Here is a 17,284-nt window from a genome sequence, read left to right as displayed (position 1 = left end):
TGGTCGCGAAACACCGAGGCTAACGTGCCGACAAAACGTAGGGAGACGCCACATGCAAGAAGCGATTGAATCGCTTTGCGACTTGAGTGCCACGGCCGCGATCGATGCGATGACTCGAGGCGACATCTCGGCAGAGCAGTATGCATCGGCTCTTCTGGATCGTGCCGATAGCCAGCGCGCGTTGAACGCATTTATTTCGCTGCAACCGGACAGGGTGCTCGATGCTGCGCGTGCTGCCGATCTGAAGCGCGCAGCCGGCGGCCCGCTCGGGATACTTCACGGGTTGCCGATCCCGCTGAAAGACAGCGTGAACACCGTGGACTACGCGACCAGTAACGGCACGCATGCCCTTCGGGAGTTCCACCCGGGCGAGGATGCTGCGCTCGTCAAGGCGCTGGTCCAGCACGGCGCGATTGTGATGGGGAAGACAAATCTCACGGAATTGTCTCTTGGATGGACAAGCAATAACGCGACATTCGGGCCTGTTTGCAATCCTTACGATCTTGCCCGCATCCCCGGTGGCAGTAGCGGTGGGGCTGCGGCTGCAGTGGCGGGCGGTATTGCGCCTCTCGCAGTGGGTGCGGATACGCTGGGTTCGATCCAGGTGCCAGCGAGCTTTTGTGGCATTGCAGGGCTACGCCCTACGTTCGGACGTTACCCGAATCACGGAGCATTCTCGCTAACGTCCGGGAAGCTGGACCAGGTCGGCGCGATGGCCCGACACGTCGAAGATCTGGCGCTTTTCGACACCGTATACACGGGTAGTGCGTCGAACGTCCGATGTGGTTCCCTCGAGGGTTCCCTGATTGGAAAACGCATTGGCGTAGCAGCCTTTTATGAAGACGGTCTGGATTCGGAAGTCGGGAAAGTCTATTTTGAGGCCTTAAATCGTCTGGAAGAGGCGGGTGTCATTCTGGTGCGCGCGGATATCCCGGCTGAAATGACAAAGGCGTTCGACATCGCGGCTACCATCATGCTGTACGAGGCCGTTGACGGGATCGAGCGATTTCTGATCGGCAACCATGTTCCCTTGTCGTTCGTCGAGCTCTTCGAGCAGTGTGGGGCAGGGATCAAGGATCTGATTCGCCACGTCATGCTTCCGCCGAATCGGCCATCGGGCGAGATCTACGTGGAGAGGCTAAAGCAGCGGGCCGATCTCAAGGCCGCAGTGCGACAGTATTTCGAACGGCATTCAATCGAGGCCCTTGCGTTCCCGGCAGTTGCCGCGGTGGCGCCGCTTATCGGGCAGGAAGGCGAGCTCGAGATTAACGGACAGATGGTGTCCTTCTTCGAGGCTTTGGGCCGTAACACCGCATTGAGTCCCGCAACGGGCATTCCCGGCCTGGTGCTGCCTGGCGGTTGCGCCGCCGGGTCCGGCCTTCCTGTCGGCATCGAGTTCGTCTCGCTTTGGGGCGAGGACCGCCGGTTGCTGTCGTTGGGCCACGCCGTAGAAGCGCAATTGGGTCCCATCCAGAGACCCCCTGGGACGACTGGTGTTCGAACTCCTTGAAGCGGACGCACATGAAGCGCTACACACACCCAGCGTCGGTCCGCAAAGAGTAAGCGGGATGCTGAACTTCCCGGGCAATCAAGATGCCGGCAGAGATAAGTGAGGATCCAGATGGCAACCGATCAGCTTTCCGATCCATTAAAGCCTCGCAAGCTTCCTGGACAGACCCGCGCCGCGCGTACCGTCGACGTGATCCTCGATGCCGCAGCGGATGTGCTCGACCTGCAGGGACTCGATGGTTACAACACCAACATCATCGCCGACCGGGCGGGTGTCAGTATCGGGTCGCTGTATCAGTACTTTCCGGGTAAGGATGCGATCACTGCCGCGCTCATCGAGCGTGGCCACCGCCGCATTCTTCAGGCTATTCGAGAGCGGGATTTCGGCCCGGACTGGCGAAGCGCACTCGGACATGTAATCGATGTCGCCGCAGAGCACCAGCTTGCCCGGCCGCAACTCGCGAGGCTCCTGGACTACGAGGAGGGACGCCTCTCGATCGCCGGTCGGGACGGTCATATCGCGCGGGAGGTGCACGGACTCATCACACGTATCGTATCGACGGGTAGCGCGAGAAACGCGGATCACCCTGCAGCGGTTGCATCCGACCTGATGGCGTTGACGCGAACACTCAGCGATGCCGCGAGCGAACGTGGCGACACGAATATCGACGCGCTCCGGAGACGCATCTCGCGCGCGGCATTCGGATATCTCGATGGCGGTTGATGATCGGTTGGACCGTACCGCCACCTCGATCAGGCAACGGTACGGCATCGACATACCGCTACTGTTGCAGCGTTGACGGCAAGACCCGTTCGATAGCCGCAGCAATCGCGAGGAGACGCCGGTCGTCGCCTTCGCGGCCGTCGAGCTCGATTCCGACCGGCATCCCGTTGCGCGTCATACCGGCAGGTATGCTGATAGCCGGGAGCCCGGCGTTGCTGCCGTAGTCGGTGTGACGGATGAAGGTTGCGAAGGTGGGCACGCGTTTTCCCTCGAACTCCACCGTCTCGTCTTCGCCGATCGGCCTTGCGGTGAGCGGTGTTGTCGGAAAGACAAGGGCGTCGATCCGGTTCGAATCGAAGACGCGACGGTACTCCGCCTGAAGGTTTTGCCGCGAAGCGAGCGCCGCTGCATAGAGACTGTCCGGTACAGGTTGATCGAGCGCGAGGCGAACGAGATGCGCGACGTCCGGGCTACAGATCTCGGCCGCGATTTCTGCCATCGAAAGCGGTGTTGCACACGCTTTCAGGTAGGAGGGCAGGTCGCGTATCAACTCGTACAGGACAACGGGGAACCCGGCCGAATCGTTGAGTTCCTTCAAGCCATTGAACGTTACTTCGACCAGGGTCGCGCCTGCTTGCTTCATGAAGTCGAGTGCCTCGGTGCAGACGCGCTCGACTTCAGGTTCGAGATCGCTCCACATTTCGCGTGGAGCGACGCCGAGCCGGAGATCACGAATATCAACGGGGACCTCCTCGCGGTGGTCCGTAATCGCGCTGTCGAGCAACGAAACATCGCGAACCGTGCGTGCCATCGGGCCTGCCGTATCGCGCGTGTGCGAGATCGGAGCGATCCCGGCTTGGGGATATCGGCCAGCGGAAGGCCGCAAACCGACGATTCCGCAGAGCGCAGCCGGCAGGCGCACGGAGCCGCCCGTATCCGTGCCGATGGCGCCGGGAACCAGCCGGGCGGCAACAGCGGCCGCAGAGCCGCCACTGCTTCCGCCGGGGGAGTAGCGCGCGTCGAACGGATGATGGCACGGCCCGAGCCAGCCGTTGTTGTTTGTGATCCCCATGGCAAGTTCATGCATGTTGAGCTTGCCAAAGAAGAGTGCGCCAGCACCGAAAAGGCTTGCGGCAACCGCTGCGTCGGCATTTGCAAAGTTGAACCGCAAGGCTTTTGAGCCGGCCGTGGTTGCTGTGCCTCGAACGTCGATGTTGTCCTTGAATGCGATGGGGACACCGCCGAGCATGCGGTCGTCGGGGCGCGCATCGTAGAGTCTGGCGGACTTGAGAACCTTGTCGGGATCGAGGCCGACAAAGCAGTTCAGGTTGGAGCGTTGCGCTGCCTGGTCGAGGAGCGCGCTCACGTATTCATGGCACGAGAACTGGCGGGATCGGAGCCCGTCGCGGGCGGCCGAGATGGAGAGGTCGATGAGATCCATGTTGTCCTTGATGTGTGGGTGGGGCTCCCCGCTTTGGGTTGCCCGATCGACGTGGTGGTTCTTGGATTTAGAAGAGGTGCAGAATGCCGGCCGTGACCCCCAGCTGACCTTGGCCCACACCCGTCGTGGTGTAGGGGTTCAGCCCGAAGTTGGCTGCTCCACGGTTGTCCACGTAGCCCGCCAGGAGGTAAAGCGACGTGCGTTTCGACAGGTAGTAGCTGGCCGATCCAACGTAGCCCGTTGCCGACGCGTTGCTACCCCGATAGTCGTATCGGTAGACCTCGGCATTCAGGTTCAATGCAGAGGACACCTGATATCCGACGCCGCCAAAGTAGGTACAGCCAGCGGGACTGAGCTGAAGCGATCCCGAGATGTTCTCGTAGCCGCCCGAGATCGTGAATCCGGAAAAGCTGTATTTGGCGCCGATGGCGGCCCGCGTATCCCTCCCGGACGACATTCCGGCACCGCCATTCGAGCCGGAATAAGTCGCGCTTGCCATAAAGCCGCCGGACGCATACTTGAGCGAAGCTTCGATCACCCGGCCGGCCTTGTTGTCTCCCGCGACACCTCCGAACTTGTAGAGAAGTTCGCCGCTTACGCCGGCAATTTCCGGCGACTTGTACTTGATCGAGTTGTCGACCCAGAAGTTTTCCGCCGGGATGAAGTTGTCGGAAAAGACGGAATATTTTGCAAAGTACGACGCGTCGTAGATGATCGTGTTGTCGAACAATACGCTGAAGTGCCGACCGGCGGTGAGCGTACCGTATGTGGGGTTCGACAGGCCGACATATGCCTCGTTCGAAAACTCCACCCCCGGGATGAACTGGCTGCCGTCGTTCGAATTGAATACGGAAGACAAGTTGACCACCGCGTTCGTATTGCCACCAAGATCCTCCGTCGCGCGAATTCCGAAAAAGGTCGGCTGCCGACTCCCCGTGCTCATCCCCAGCTGGCTACCGCCATTTGTGCCGGCATGGGTCAGGTACTGGATTCCGGTGTCGATCTCTCCATACAAGGTGACCGACGATTGAGCGAGCGCCGTGAGTGGTGTACCGGCAGCGGCGATTGCCACTGCGGCCGCGAGGGGACGAACTTTCATGAGGGAGTCTCCTTGTCATTGAATATTTGGCCTACTAACCTTCCATTGAATTCGACGGTTTTCGTCATGTAGCCGTGGAATCCGTTTGCTTCGAAAGAAGTCAATGGAAGGCGCGCGTTGCGACTAATGTTTCGGCCGCAACCTGACTACCGGGAGCCAGAGTACGCACGACATAATTCGCGGGGATCCCCAGGATTGGTGATGTCGGTGTCTTGTAGCGGGGCTCGGGTGTAGCGGACGATCACATGTCGCGGCTCTAATTGCGGTGTTGAGCGCGCATTCATGGGCAATCGTCGAAGCAAAGACGAGTGCTCGTCCGGGGACGGTTTCACTGCCGGACACAAAGGCCGGACACGTCGGACAAAGGAGGTCTGCCATGTTTCTTACCACTCAACAGGCGGTCGTGCTGCCTCAGGTCATTCGCGTGCTCGCCGAGCCGCAGCCCGAAGCGACGTTGAGGTTGAGGCTCGGCGAGTTGTTGATGCGCCTTTTGCAAGCGGACCAGTTTGTTTCCTATGTATGGGATCCCGGACAGCAGTGCTTTGGCGAACGAGTGGCAATCGATATGTCCGATGACAATCTCCGCCAATACGAGTCGTACTATCAATTCCACGATCCCATCACCCACCCGTTGCGCGCTCGTGGAAGGGCGACTCTGGTTACGGAGATCATGGCGCAGGCCGCACTCGTCAAGACAGAGTTCTTTAACGACTTCCTTGCCCGCGACGCGCTCTATTGGGGCGTCAACGTGCATGTTCACGTCGGCGGAGAGACGACGGGCGACATCCGGCTTTGGAGAACCCGGCGACGAGGCAATTTCGATCAGACCGACCTGGCACTCCTCTCGATCGTCGCCCCGGCGTTTAGCGCGGCTCTAAGCCGGTGCAGGGATTGCGCTTCCCCGTCGATGCCGGTTATCGCCGATGCCAACAATGCACTCAGGCTCGGCCTCACGCCGAAGGAGGGGGAAATCGCTCACATGGTCACCCTGGGTTTGAGCGACAAGCAGATCGCCACGCGCCTGGGAATATCGTTTTCCACCGTCCGCACCCACATCAAGCATGTCTTTCACAAGCTTGGCGTCAACAACAGAACCCAGCTCATACGAGTCATCGGGTAACGAGGGCGGACGCCTGGAGGACCGGCGATTCGCCGAAAAATGTGAGCTTGTGCTCCGTGTTTCACCGAATGCCGCGACTTATGACGGCTTGAAGGTAGCTGGCACCTATCGTTCTTTACCCCGGGCGCGAAGACGGTTTGCGAGTACAAAAACTGACGCTCGACCTCTATCATTCGGGACTGTATTTCCTCGTGCAGTCCAGCGGCTGCTGTGCCGGTCTAACTTCGAGTCGGTTTGCGACCCCACACAAGCGGACGCTGAGCGTTCAAATCCGAACCTGAGAGACGTAGATGAAACTGGGTATTTTCGGCGCCACCGGTACGACGGGCCGTCATCTTGTTGACCTCGCGCTTGCTGCGGGTCATGAAGTTACAGCCATGGTAAGGAATCCGTCATTTCCTGGATTTGGACATCCCCGCGCCAGATTCGTCGTTGGATCATTCGACGATCACAGTGCTGTAGCGCAGACTGTCACAGGACAGGACGCCGTGGTTAGCGTGCTGGGAGTAAGAAAGGGTGGTCCTGCGACCGTCTGCACGGACGGTGCCACGAGTATCCTCAGGGCAATGGAGTCCACGGGCGTTCGCCGGATCGTCGCGCTTAGCGCGCATGGAGCGGCTGAATCTCACGATGCTTCGCTCTTTATCCGCTTCGTGAGGAGCGTCATTGCTGAAAAGATGCGCGACAAAGACGCTATGGAAGCGGCGATTCGCAACAGCGGGGTCGACTGGACAATCGTTAGACCGCCCGCATTGACCAACGGGAAACGTACCGAAAACTATCGCTTTGGTCCGGAATTGCAGCTCGGCTGGCTCTCGCGAATCTCACGCGCCGACGTCGCCGACTTCATTCTTCGCCACGCCATATCGGAATCTGCCGTTCACAAGGTCTTCACCGTCTCAACCTGAGTGCCGGGATGCCGATGAAAAGACTGTGGCCAGGTAAGCAGGCTTCGGTTGGCCCGCAATCTGGCGAACCTGTTTTATTTAGACGTAAACATCCCACAGGCAGCAGCGTGATGATTCGAAGAGTCGATGTAATCCGGCACGTTCATTTTGAAGACCTCGGGAGTCTTCAAGCGGTTCTGTCCGCTCGATCCAGTGCCATTCGGTACCTTAATGCGGGCATCGACGACCTTACCTCGATCGGGGACGACCCTCCCGATTTGCTGGTTGTGATGGGCGGTCCATTGAGTGCAAACGACGAGCATCGGTATCCGTGGCTAACGCCTATGCTGCGGATTCTCGAGCAGCGTGTTGCGGTCAATCGACCAACGCTGGGAATATGTCTTGGTGCCCAGCTTCTGGCGCGCGTACTCGGCGCTGCGGTTCGTGTCGGCCAGAGTAAGGAGATCGGCTGGTCGCCTGTCACCCTGACCGAGGCCGGCCTGCGATCTCCGATGCGCCACTTCTCGGCGCGAAACGCTCCGGTTCTGCATTGGCATGGAGAAACGTTCGATTTGCCACCTGGCGCAACGTTGCTCGGATCGACCGAGGCATACCGGAATCAGGCGTTCAGTCGAGGTCCCAACCTCCTGGGTTTGCAGTGTCACGTTGAAGTTCAGCAGCCTGACTTTGAGCGCTGGCTGATTGGCCATGCCGGCGAGCTTTCTGGAATCCCCTCGATTTCGATCAATGGGCTTCGAGCGGATGCGATCCGCTATTGTGGCGGTCTCGAGTTGGCGGCTACGGCAATGTTCAACGAGTGGCTGGACGCGCTTGTTTGAAGTGACGTTATGGGACGCTCCGACGGGCAGCCAATCTTGTCGTTTAATCGAGCTTCCCAATGGGTAGGCGGAGTGACCGCGCTCCGGAACAGGTCGAAACATGTTCCGATATGACTTTCCCAAGACGCTGCGCGATCCGGCAACGCAGCTCAGGCATCGGCTTTCCGAGGATATTCTCGCGCTAACCGTAGGAACGCTGCTAGTTTCGTTAGGCGCATCGATGTATAGCCGGGCAGGACTGTTGACGGGGGGAACGGCAGGGCTGGCCTTTTTGGCTCACTACGCCTGCGGCATTTCGTTCGGCGGGGCGTACTTCTTGATCAATCTTCCGTTCTGTTTATTTGCCATCCGGCACATGCCCATCCAGTTTCGAGTGAGGACGGTTTGCGCCGTTGTTTTGGTCTCGGCGTTTTCTGGATTGCACTCGCGATTCATTCACTACGATCACCTCAACCTGTTCTATGCGGCAGTGCTGGGCGGCGTGCTAATGGGAACGGGCTTTGTGGTGTTGTTTCGGCATCGTGCCAGTCTGGGCGGCGTCAATGCAGTCGCCTTGTTCCTGCAGGAACGCCATAACGTGCGCGCGGGGAAGGTCCAGATGGCAGTCGATGTTGCAGTCGTTCTCGCATCCATGTTCGTCGTTTCGCCGCTCTTGCTTTGCGCCTCTGTGCTCGGCGCGATCACGCTGAATCTGGTCGTTGCCCTCAACCACAAACCAGGAAGATATGTTGGGATGTGAGATCGATCGGCTACCTTGTTCGTGGGGTATTCGTACTACTGCACCGTATCTGCCGGTTGCTGAGAAAACGAGGATCGGCGGCGCATTTCGGAGCCCGGTATTCTGGATGGGCACCAACTGAAAGCCTTTGCGCCAAAGCGAAGCTATTTTCTTGCGGATATTGCCAAATTTCCGTTGGGCCGTGGTTCAGTTTGGTACATATCACTCGCAGTGACTACCTAGAATCCGTTTGTATTGAGATTCCATACAGGCGGAGACCAGAATGAACATGCGAGAGGTGGGGAGCACGCACCCTGTCGACACGGAGTATCGTCTCGAAGACCGCTATCTGCGTGAAGAAGGCACTGTCTTTCTGACCGGTACACAGGCCCTCATCCGTATCCTGATCGAGCAGGCGCGTTCCGACCGGCTGGCCGGCCTGCGGACAGGGGGTTTCGTGTCGGGTTACCGCGGTTCTCCACTGGGCAGTCTCGACCAGGAGCTGTGGCGGCAGAAGTCTTTGCTGACGGGGTTCGACATACGTTTCGAGCCGGGCCTCAATGAAGACCTCGGCGCGACCATGGTTTGGGGCACGCAACAGATCGACGCATTTCCTGGCAAGCGGGTCGAGGGTGTGTTCGGCATGTGGTACGGCAAGGGGCCCGGCGTGGATCGCACCGGGGACGTCTTCCGCAATGCCAATATCCTTGGAACCTCGCGGCACGGCGGCGTGCTTGCGGTCGCCGGCGACGATCACGCGGCGCAGTCCTCGATGTTTCCGCACCAGACCGATCACATATTCGAAGGCGCGATGATGCCGATTCTGTTTCCGGCGTCGGTTGAGGAATATGTCGAATTCGGTCTGGCCGGTTATGCGTTGTCGCGCTTTAGCGGCCTTTGGGTCGGTTTCAAAGCCATAACGGAGACAGTCGAAAGCGGCCGCTCCGTGCCGGTCGGAAGAGTGGTCGCCAAACGTGGAGAACCGATTCGCATACCTGATGATATCGCGTTGCCCGTGCAGCGCGGCTTTAACTACGATGCACGGCTGCGCTGGCCGGCGGAGCGGGCGGAACTCGAGCGCCGCATGTTCGACGAGCGGCTACCCGCCGCGCTCGCATTTGCGCGTGCCAATCCGTTCGACAAGGTGGTTGTGCGGCCACCCCATGCACGCGTGGGCATTGTCACCGTGGGCAAAGCGCACCATGACGCGCTCGCGGCGCTTGCGCTGCTCGGACTCACGAACGAACAGCTCGAGAGTCTCGGTATCGCGATCTACAAGGTCGGCATGATCTGGCCTCTGGAGACGGAAGGGGTGAAGGCATTTGCACGGGGCATGAACTCGCTGCTCGTCGTCGAGGAGAAGCGTGCGTTCGTCGAGCGGCAGATCAAGGAAGCGCTGTTCAACCTGCCTGCGGCCGGGCGCCCGGTCGTATCCGGCAAGATGCTCGGGGAGGCCGGGCCGTTGCTTGGGGCGGCGCTGGAGTTCGCGCCGGAGCAACTTGCGGTGGCGTTCGAGCGGTTTCTTCGCCAGGCGGGCGTCGATCTGCCATCGGTGGATCGCGAAAGCGGTCCTGGGTCGCGCCGCATCGTGTCCGTGGCGGCCTCCGCAACGGCGCAAATGCTCACGCGCAAGCCGTTTTTTTGCGCAGGCTGTCCGCACAATACGTCCACGCGCCTGCCGGACGGCTCCTTCGCGGCGGCCGGTATCGGCTGCCACATCATGGCGCTCGGCGAGGTCGAAAACACGTCCACGTTTTGCCAGATGGGCGGTGAGGGGGCGCAATGGGTGGGCCTGTCGACGTTCACGGAACTGCCTCACCTGTTCGTGAATCTCGGTGACGGCACCTACCAGCATTCCGGCAGTCTCGCGATTCGTCAGGCCGTGGCCGCGAAGGCGAATATCACCTACAAGATCCTCTTCAACGACGCGGTGGCGATGACGGGTGGCCAGCCGGCGGAGGGCGGTCTGACCGTGCATCGCATCGTCTCCCAGATGCTCGCGGAAGGTGTCGGAAAAATTGCGGTGGTGAGCGACGAACCGCAGAAATACGACGGCGCCCACGCGCTTGCGAAGGGGGTGGAACGGGTGCATCGCGACGAGTTCGATGCGTTGCAGAGGCGCTTTCGCGAGTACAAGGGCGTATCGGTGATCGTGTTCGACCAGACCTGTGCTGCGGAAAAGCGCCGGCGTCGCAAGCGCGGCAAGCTGGTCGATCGTCCGACGCGTGTCGTCATCAATCCTGCTGTTTGCGAGGGGTGCGGAGATTGTTCGGTCCAATCGAACTGCATTGCCGTCGAGCCGCTGGAGACGCCGCTGGGCCGCAAGCGTGTCGTCAATCAGTCGAGCTGCAACAAGGATATGTCGTGTATCAAGGGCTTTTGCCCGAGCTTTGTCAGCGTGGCGGGCGCCGTACCGAGGCGCCCGGAAGCGGCTCGTATCGAGCAGGTCGAAGCGGAGCTACGGGCGAAGCTTGCGCCGCCCGAGCCCGTACCGGATGCGTTAAGGCAACACGCGCGTATTGTCGTGACCGGTATTGGCGGAACCGGGGTGGTCACGATTGGCGCCGTACTCGCTATCGCGGCGCATCTCGAAGGACTCGGCGCGTCGACACTCGATTTCACGGGTCTTGCCCAGAAAAACGGTGCAGTGGTGAGCCACGTGCAGATTGCACAAAGACGCGAGCTGATCTTGACCTCGCGTATTGCCGCACGCTCGGCGAACGTGTTGCTCGGTTGCGATGCGGTGGTTGCCGCATCGGCCGGAACGTTGTCGCGCGTTGCAGCGGGTGCCGCTCATGCAGTCGTGAACGAACACCTGACGCCGACCGCGGAATTCGTCCATGACGTCGATTTGCCGATGAACGGATCGGTTTATCGCGCCGCGATCGAAAGCACGACGGGAGCGGAGCGTGCATCGTTCTGGGACTGTACGGCGGCTGCGCAGGCTCTCTTTGGTGATGAGATTGCTTCGAACCTGTTGATGGTCGGCTACGCGTTCCAGAAAGGACTCTTGCCGTTGTCGGAGGCATCGATCATGCGTGCCGTCGAACTGAACGGCGCGGCGGTGAAAATGAACGAGCGCGCGTTTCTGTGGGGACGCCTGATTGCACACGATCCCGATGCGCTGCGGCGAGTTAGCGCGAAGGTGGCGGACCCAGACGACGTATTTGATCTCGAGCGTTTCGTCGCCGCGCGCCGCAGCGACCTCGAGCGCTATCAGAACGCAGCCTGTGCAAGACGCTACACGGCGCTGGTCGCACGCGTGCAGGAGGCCGGGAGGGGGATGGGCGGCAAGGGCGCCCCACTGACCGAAGCGGTGGCTCGCCATTACTTCAAAGTGCTCGCCTACAAGGACGAATACGAAGTGGCCCGGCTTCATACCGACGGTAATTTCAATGCGTATCTCGCGGAGATTTTCGAAGTTGGTGGGCGCCGCGCCTTCCATATGGCTCCGCCATGGCTTACGCGCCGCGATGCGCGTACGGGCCGCCGCAACAAGATCGCGCTCCGGGGTCTCTGGATCACGCCGCTGCTGCGTCTGCTGAGCTACGGAAAGGTGCTGCGCGGCACGCCGTTCGACCCATTCGGCCGTCAGGAAGACCGGAGGCTGGAACGCGCGCTGATCCGCGAGTTCGAAGACGACGTTCGTTTGGTGATTGACCGTCTGGTGCCGGGTACGCTCGACGACGCGATTGCCCTGCTCAACGTGCCTGCTTCGATACGCGGTTTCGGCGTGGTCAAGGCGCGCAGCCATGAAGCCGCGCGGGCGGTGCGGGAACGCTATCGCGATCGTCTGACCAAAGGTGCGCTTTGAGCGCGCTCGAACTTTGGAGGAAGCGGATATGTTGATCGACGGCTGTACGTTCTTTGTAGCCGGTGGCGGATCGGGGTTGGGTTCCGCTGTCGGCGCCTATTTGCTTGCGCGTGGCGCGAATGTCGTGTTCGCCGATATCAACGAGCGCGAGCCGAACGGCGACCTGGAGCGCGCGCTGGCCGTGCGCACCGATGTTGGCGACCCGGCGAGCGTCGACGCTGCGATCGGTCTTGCCGTCAGCCGTTTCGGCGCGCTGCATGGGGCCATCAATTGTGCAGGCATTGCGCCGGCTCGACGCATCGTCGGCCGGGACGGGGCGCACCCGCTCGATCTGTTTGCAAAGGTCGTCTCGGTCAATTTGATTGGCACGTTCAACGTGATGCGGTTAGCCGCCGCGGCGATGACGAATAACCCGCCGTCTGCGAGCGGCGAGCGGGGTGTGATCGTCAATACGGCTTCGATTGCCGCTTTCGATGGACAGATCGGACAGGCCGCCTACGCGGCTTCGAAGGGCGGTGTCGTTTCGCTCACGCTGCCCGCAGCGCGCGAGCTGGCCAGTCGGGCTATCCGTGTCGTGACAGTCGCGCCCGGACTTTTCGAAACGCCGATGCTGCTCGCCATGCCCGACGAGGTACGCCGCTCGCTCGGCGACGGCGTGCCGTTTCCCGAGCGGCTCGGACAGCCGTCCGAGTTCGCTTCGCTTGTCGCGCATATTGTCGAGAACACGTATCTCAATGGCGAGGTGATCCGGCTTGACGGGGCGCTGCGCATGGCGCCGCGCTAGCCGACGGCTCGATGTTGTCCGCTCAGATCAGCGGAGTGCTGCGCATGAGTATCGTCTTGAGCGCGAAGCTCGACTTGATGTGTGCGACTCCGGGAATGCGGGTGAGGGAGCGCGTGAGGAAGGCGTGGTAGGCATCCAGGTCCCGGACTACGACGCGCAGCGTGTAGTCGGCGTCGCCCGTGACAAGGAAGCAGTCCATAATTTCCGGGGCAAGGCCGACTTGTTCCTCGAAGCGCGCGATCGTGGCTTCGGACTGATTGTCGAGAGTGACGGAAACGAACACGGTCATCTTGCCGACAAGCCGGGCCTCGTCGAGCTGGGCCACATAGCCATGAATGTAGCCCCGCTCCTCAAGGTTACGCACGCGGCGCAGCGTAGGCGTGAGGGAAAGGTGAATTTTCTCCGCGAGATCCCGCCAGCTCATCCTTCCGTCAAGGCTCAGCTCGCGCAGGATGCGGCGGTCGATGCGGTCCAGCTCATCGTCGTGCACGTGGCGTCTCCCGAATGCGATGGCCGGCGACGCGTCCCGCCACCGGATGTTCGTGCGTCGGCGTTACAATAGCTCGCACCGACAGGTCCTTTCCGATACGTCAGCGATGCCCACGAGACCCGCTTCTTCTTCCACGTCCGCAAGCCGGCGCCGCCGCGCAATTTCGCCCGAGATTCAGGCCGAGCGCTCGGCCGTGATGAACGCATTGCGCCCGGTCGTCCAGTTGCTCGGCAGCGTGCTCGGCTCGAACGTCGAGGTGGCGCTGCACGATCTCACCCATCCCGAGGATTCGGTGATCGGTATCGTGAACGGGCACGTCACGGGCCGCTCCATCGGAAGCTCGGCATTGCGTGGGCCCAAGGGCGACGTATCGTACGCTGCCGTCATGGATGCGCGGTCCGCACGTGGCGAGCCGGGGCATGCGATCATCGGCGACTATCCGACCGAGAATGCCTCGGGCCAGCCCTTGCGTTCGTCGACGGTCGTCTTTCGCGACGCGGAGGGTTATCCGTTCGCCGCGCTCTGCCTGAATGCCGACATGACGATGTTCGAGATGGCGCATGGCTGGCTCGAACGAATCCTCAATCGCAAGCCTGCCGAGGAGCCCGTCTCGACGTCCGAGCCGCAGCTCGACGTCCTGATGAAAGAGATCATCGACGATGCGGTCCACAAGCTCGGCAAGCCGATTTCCATGATGAACAAGGAAGAGAAGATCTACGCGGTCCAGGTGATGACGCGCCGTGGCCTCTTCATCGTCAAGGGTGGGGTCGAGCGTGCGGCTGTCGCCTTGAGCGTGTCGCGGCACACGATCTACAACTACCTCGAAGAACTGCGCCGTCGCGGCGACCCGGCGAGTTAGGCCAGTCGCGCAAGCACCCGCTCATCCCGCCCACGCCAGCACCTCGACTTCCACTCGCGCTCCGCCATGGAGCCGTGCTTCCACAGCAGAGCGAGCCGGCGGCGCGTTGCCGAAGGCTTTCGCGTATTCGTCGTTGAACGCTGCTGCTTCACTGATATTGGCGAGCCAGACGGTTGTTTTCACAACATCTTCCCGAGTCAGTCCTTGCGCCTGCAACGTCTGATCGATAGTCGCGAGAACGATGCGCGTTTGCGCCCGGATGTCTCCGTCTGCCACTTTCCCTTCGGCATCGAGCGCAACGACACCCGAAAGAAACAGGAAGCCGCCCGCGCGCACCGCCTCCGAAAGCGGAAGAGGCAGTGCGTGCGGATAACGTTCGATACTCATGTCGTTTTCCATGAATTACTGCGGCTGGAGTTCGGTGAGAAGCTTTTGCTTGCCGTCTTCATAGGTGAAGATCGAGATCACCCCGTGCCTGAGATCGCCGTTGGGCTTGTACGAGATGTTCCCGGTCACGCCCTTGTAATCGGTCGACGGCATGGCCGCGAGTATTTTGGCCTTGTCGGTGGAGTTGGCCCGCTTCATCGCATCGACAACCACGTATACGGCGTCGTAGTTGTACGGTGCGTAGGCCTGGATGGGCTGGCCGTAGCGTTTTTCGTAGCGCGCCTTGAAGGCTGTGCCGCCCGGCATCTTGTCGAGTGCGGAACCGGCCTCGGAACACACGACGTTACTCGACGCGGCGCCCGCCAGGTCCGCGAGCTTTTCGGTGCAGATTCCATCGCCGCCGACGATCTTCGCCGCTATCCCCAACTGCTGCGCCTGCTTGACGAAGGGACCTGCGCCGGCGTCCGCTCCGCCAAACATGATGACGTCCGGTTTTTCCCCCTTGATGCGCGTGAGAATGGCCCGGTAGTCGACGGTATGGTCGTTCGTCGCGTCGCGCGATACCACTTCCACGCCTTTCGCCTTGATGGCCTGGCTGAACTGATCGGCGAGACCTTGTCCGTAGGTGGTTGCGTCGTCAACCACGGCGACGCGCTTCGCGTTCAGCGTATCCGCAGCGTAGGCAGCCAGCGCGGGACCCTGCTGGGCGTCGGTCGCCATCGCGCGAAACGTGGTCTTGAATCCCTGCTGCGTGTAGGCAGGGTTCGTGGCCGTCGAAATCTGCACGATGCCTGCGTCGCTATAGATGCGCGAGGCTGGAATGGAGGCGCCCGAGTTCAGGTGCCCGATGATGGCGACCACGTTGTCGTCCACAAGGGATTGCGCGACCGTGGTCGCGGTTCGCGGGTCGGCCGCATCGTCTCTGCCGTCGAGTTTCAGCGTCACTGTCTGGCCGCCGATCGTGAGGCCGGAAGCATTGACTTCCTCGACGGCGAGGCGCGCGCCGTTTTCGGCGTCCTTGCCCATGGCCGCAAGACTGCCGGTCAGCGGATTTGCCGCGCCGATGGTCACGACTTCCTGCGCCTGCACGGTTCCAAGCCAGAGTCCGAGCAGGGACGTTCCGGCGACGAACTGCAGGCGTGCGTGTGTCTTCATTTCGGATCTCCACTTACGAGCGTTGGCAAAAACCGTTGACGTCGGGGCCGATGTCGGCCTCATTTCACCAAATTCTATAAATCGTCGAAATGTTAGTCAATTTGTAGAAATACAGGATTAACCCCAGGACAGGTGCTTCGTAGGAGCCGGATGGGTTGGCGCAATGCGCCTGGCGGTGCACAAACGGGGGATCGCGAGAACGTCGTGGTTCAAATGCACTAAGGGAAGCCGGATTGACTCGTCATTTTGGTCAATATCCCTTTTTCGCACGAACTAGACTGTGTCTTTGCATTTCGACTCACCAACGGCTCTGCGCGGGGACACATGCTTCGTTCTCGCCGGCCAACATTCCTGGAGACGCAACATGGCGATTCCACGCCGCAGGCTGGGGCAACAGGGACTCGAGGTTTCGGCCATCGGGCTCGGTTGCATGGGTATGTCGTGCGAATACGGGACCTCGGACGAGGCCGCGTCAATCAAGGTCATACACCGCGCCATCGAACTAGGATGTACGTTCTTCGACACCGCAGAGGTCTATGGACCCTATGCCAATGAGGCATTGCTGGGCCGGGCCCTGAAGGGCAGACGCGACGCGGTCCAGATTGCGACCAAGTTCGGTTTTGCGATCGAAAACCCCGAGCGCGGGGCTACCGACAGCCGTCCGTCGCACATTCGCGCGGTTGTGGACGAGTCGCTTGCCCGTCTGCAGACCGACTACATCGACGTGCTGTATCAGCATCGCGTGGACCCGGCTGTGCTTGTCGAAGACGTAGCCGATACGGTCGCGGCGCTCGTACGCGAAGGCAAGGTCAGGTATTTCGGGCTCTCGGAAGCTGGTCCGGCGACGTTGAGACGAGCCCATGCGGTGCATCCCGTATCGGTTCTGCAGAGCGAATATTCGCTCTGGGAGCGCGGCATCGAAGCCGAGGTCATGCCGACCTTGCGCGAACTGGGCGTCGGACTCGTGCCCTTCAGCCCGCTTGGGCGGGGTTTCCTGACCGGTACCGCGAAGCGGGCCGAGGCGTGGCCCGAGGGCGACTTCCGCCGTACCAATGACCCGCGCCTGCAAGGCCAGAACTTTGACGCGAACATGCGCGCGGCAGAGACCGTGCATGCGCTTGCCGCGGCGAAGGGCGTGAAATCCGGGCAGATCGCGCTTGCCTGGCTCCTGCATCGTGCAGACGACATCGTTCCGATTCCCGGCACGAGGCAGATCGCGCGGCTCGAGGAAAATCTCGGCGCCGTGCAGCTCGCGTTGAGTCCGGAAGAGATGGCGGTGCTCGACGCGGCGATGCCACCCGGGCGTACGGCGGGCCTGCGCTACAACCCCGAAAATCTGGCGTTGCTCGATCGCTGAAGGCCGCGCTCCGGTGCGGCGACGCTAAGGGTATACCTCGGGCATGCATCGAATTATACAAATTGACTTGTATTTCTACAATTTGTAGAATTTATTCGAAA

Annotated in this window: 15 protein-coding genes; 10 read left to right on the top strand and 5 right to left on the bottom strand. The window is 61.0% G+C overall.

Annotated features, from left to right (window positions below):
- Positions 1-52: 52 nt before the first annotated feature.
- Both U5760_RS02565 and U5760_RS02560 read left to right on the top strand, forming a co-directional pair.
- The gene (locus U5760_RS02565; RefSeq protein ID WP_322009380.1) at positions 53-1,510 is read left to right on the top strand and encodes an amidase family protein; all 1,458 of its coding nucleotides are present in this window, start codon (positions 53-55) and stop codon (positions 1,508-1,510) included.
- Positions 1,511-1,621: 111 nt separating this feature from the next.
- Entirely contained in the window at positions 1,622-2,233 is a 612-nt protein-coding gene (locus tag U5760_RS02560) for a TetR/AcrR family transcriptional regulator (RefSeq protein ID WP_322009378.1), read from the top strand.
- A 58-nt stretch (positions 2,234-2,291) separates the two neighbouring features.
- Here U5760_RS02560 and iaaH read toward each other — a convergent pair whose 3' ends face one another.
- A complete protein-coding gene (gene iaaH, locus U5760_RS02555; RefSeq protein ID WP_322009377.1) occupies positions 2,292-3,674 on the bottom strand; it encodes an indoleacetamide hydrolase in 1,383 nt (460 codons plus the stop codon).
- A gap of 67 nt (positions 3,675-3,741) precedes the next feature.
- Positions 3,742-4,773 carry a porin gene (locus U5760_RS02550; RefSeq protein WP_322009375.1) on the bottom strand — a complete coding sequence of 344 codons (1,032 nt, stop codon included), beginning with the start codon at positions 4,771-4,773 and terminating at the stop codon, positions 3,742-3,744.
- A 376-nt stretch (positions 4,774-5,149) separates the two neighbouring features.
- On the opposite strand from U5760_RS02550, the gene U5760_RS02545 reads away from it, so the two are divergent.
- From U5760_RS02545 to U5760_RS02520, 6 genes are all read left to right on the top strand, one after another.
- A complete protein-coding gene (locus U5760_RS02545; RefSeq protein ID WP_322009374.1) occupies positions 5,150-5,893 on the top strand; it encodes a helix-turn-helix transcriptional regulator in 744 nt (247 codons plus the stop codon).
- Positions 5,894-6,183: 290 nt separating this feature from the next.
- Positions 6,184-6,801 carry an NAD(P)-dependent oxidoreductase gene (locus tag U5760_RS02540; protein WP_322009372.1) on the top strand — a complete coding sequence of 206 codons (618 nt, stop codon included), beginning with the start codon at positions 6,184-6,186 and terminating at the stop codon, positions 6,799-6,801.
- A gap of 110 nt (positions 6,802-6,911) precedes the next feature.
- Positions 6,912-7,619: a glutamine amidotransferase gene (locus U5760_RS02535; RefSeq protein ID WP_322010008.1), complete on the top strand. Its 708-nt coding sequence runs from the start codon at positions 6,912-6,914 to the stop codon at positions 7,617-7,619.
- A gap of 100 nt (positions 7,620-7,719) precedes the next feature.
- Entirely contained in the window at positions 7,720-8,358 is a 639-nt protein-coding gene (locus U5760_RS02530) for a YitT family protein (RefSeq protein ID WP_322009371.1), read from the top strand.
- A gap of 262 nt (positions 8,359-8,620) precedes the next feature.
- Entirely contained in the window at positions 8,621-12,151 is a 3,531-nt protein-coding gene (locus U5760_RS02525) for an indolepyruvate ferredoxin oxidoreductase family protein (protein WP_322009370.1), read from the top strand.
- A gap of 28 nt (positions 12,152-12,179) precedes the next feature.
- On the top strand, positions 12,180-12,935 hold the full coding sequence (locus U5760_RS02520; protein WP_322009368.1) for an SDR family NAD(P)-dependent oxidoreductase: 756 nt from the start codon (positions 12,180-12,182) through the stop codon (positions 12,933-12,935).
- 22 nt (positions 12,936-12,957) lie between these two features.
- Here the strand turns inward: U5760_RS02520 and U5760_RS02515 are convergent, their stop codons facing one another.
- On the bottom strand, positions 12,958-13,425 hold the full coding sequence (locus U5760_RS02515; RefSeq protein WP_322009366.1) for an Lrp/AsnC family transcriptional regulator: 468 nt from the start codon (positions 13,423-13,425) through the stop codon (positions 12,958-12,960).
- Positions 13,426-13,531: 106 nt separating this feature from the next.
- Here U5760_RS02515 and U5760_RS02510 point away from each other — a divergent pair, with 106 nt between their 5' ends.
- On the top strand, positions 13,532-14,284 hold the full coding sequence (locus tag U5760_RS02510; protein WP_322009365.1) for a transcriptional regulator: 753 nt from the start codon (positions 13,532-13,534) through the stop codon (positions 14,282-14,284).
- Positions 14,285-14,305: 21 nt separating this feature from the next.
- Here U5760_RS02510 and U5760_RS02505 read toward each other — a convergent pair whose 3' ends face one another.
- Both U5760_RS02505 and U5760_RS02500 read right to left on the bottom strand, forming a co-directional pair.
- Positions 14,306-14,671: a RidA family protein gene (locus tag U5760_RS02505; RefSeq protein ID WP_322009364.1), complete on the bottom strand. Its 366-nt coding sequence runs from the start codon at positions 14,669-14,671 to the stop codon at positions 14,306-14,308.
- Between the two features lie 15 nt (positions 14,672-14,686).
- Positions 14,687-15,826, bottom strand: coding sequence for a branched-chain amino acid ABC transporter substrate-binding protein (locus U5760_RS02500; protein ID WP_322009362.1), 1,140 nt, complete (start codon positions 15,824-15,826; stop codon positions 14,687-14,689).
- Between the two features lie 364 nt (positions 15,827-16,190).
- Between U5760_RS02500 and U5760_RS02495 the strand changes: the two genes are divergently transcribed.
- Positions 16,191-17,183 (top strand): aldo/keto reductase, encoded by a 993-nt coding sequence (locus tag U5760_RS02495; protein ID WP_322009360.1) that lies wholly within the window; start codon positions 16,191-16,193, stop codon positions 17,181-17,183.
- The last annotated feature ends 101 nt before the right edge of the window (positions 17,184-17,284 follow it).

The sequence above is a fragment of the Paraburkholderia sp. J12 genome (assembly GCF_905220215.1).
In the GTDB taxonomy this organism is placed as follows: domain Bacteria; phylum Pseudomonadota; class Gammaproteobacteria; order Burkholderiales; family Burkholderiaceae; genus Paraburkholderia.
Note: the sequence above shows the minus strand (reverse complement) of the source record. Positions and strands in the feature narration are given on the sequence as shown.

What these genes read in the sequence shown, in the direction of transcription:
- U5760_RS02565 (WP_322009380.1), top strand. Translation starts at nt 53, where the DNA reads ATGCAAGAAGCGATTGAATCGCTTTGCGACTTGAGTGCCACGGCCGCG.
- U5760_RS02560 (WP_322009378.1), top strand. Translation starts at nt 1,622, where the DNA reads ATGGCAACCGATCAGCTTTCCGATCCATTAAAGCCTCGCAAGCTTCCT.
- iaaH (WP_322009377.1), bottom strand. Translation starts at nt 3,674, where the DNA reads ATGGATCTCATCGACCTCTCCATCTCGGCCGCCCGCGACGGGCTCCGA.
- U5760_RS02550 (WP_322009375.1), bottom strand. Translation starts at nt 4,773, where the DNA reads ATGAAAGTTCGTCCCCTCGCGGCCGCAGTGGCAATCGCCGCTGCCGGT.
- U5760_RS02545 (WP_322009374.1), top strand. Translation starts at nt 5,150, where the DNA reads ATGTTTCTTACCACTCAACAGGCGGTCGTGCTGCCTCAGGTCATTCGC.
- U5760_RS02540 (WP_322009372.1), top strand. Translation starts at nt 6,184, where the DNA reads ATGAAACTGGGTATTTTCGGCGCCACCGGTACGACGGGCCGTCATCTT.
- U5760_RS02535 (WP_322010008.1), top strand. Translation starts at nt 6,912, where the DNA reads ATGATTCGAAGAGTCGATGTAATCCGGCACGTTCATTTTGAAGACCTC.
- U5760_RS02530 (WP_322009371.1), top strand. Translation starts at nt 7,720, where the DNA reads ATGTTCCGATATGACTTTCCCAAGACGCTGCGCGATCCGGCAACGCAG.
- U5760_RS02525 (WP_322009370.1), top strand. Translation starts at nt 8,621, where the DNA reads ATGAACATGCGAGAGGTGGGGAGCACGCACCCTGTCGACACGGAGTAT.
- U5760_RS02520 (WP_322009368.1), top strand. Translation starts at nt 12,180, where the DNA reads ATGTTGATCGACGGCTGTACGTTCTTTGTAGCCGGTGGCGGATCGGGG.
- U5760_RS02510 (WP_322009365.1), top strand. Translation starts at nt 13,532, where the DNA reads ATGCCCACGAGACCCGCTTCTTCTTCCACGTCCGCAAGCCGGCGCCGC.
- U5760_RS02505 (WP_322009364.1), bottom strand. Translation starts at nt 14,671, where the DNA reads ATGAGTATCGAACGTTATCCGCACGCACTGCCTCTTCCGCTTTCGGAG.
- U5760_RS02500 (WP_322009362.1), bottom strand. Translation starts at nt 15,826, where the DNA reads ATGAAGACACACGCACGCCTGCAGTTCGTCGCCGGAACGTCCCTGCTC.
- U5760_RS02495 (WP_322009360.1), top strand. Translation starts at nt 16,191, where the DNA reads ATGGCGATTCCACGCCGCAGGCTGGGGCAACAGGGACTCGAGGTTTCG.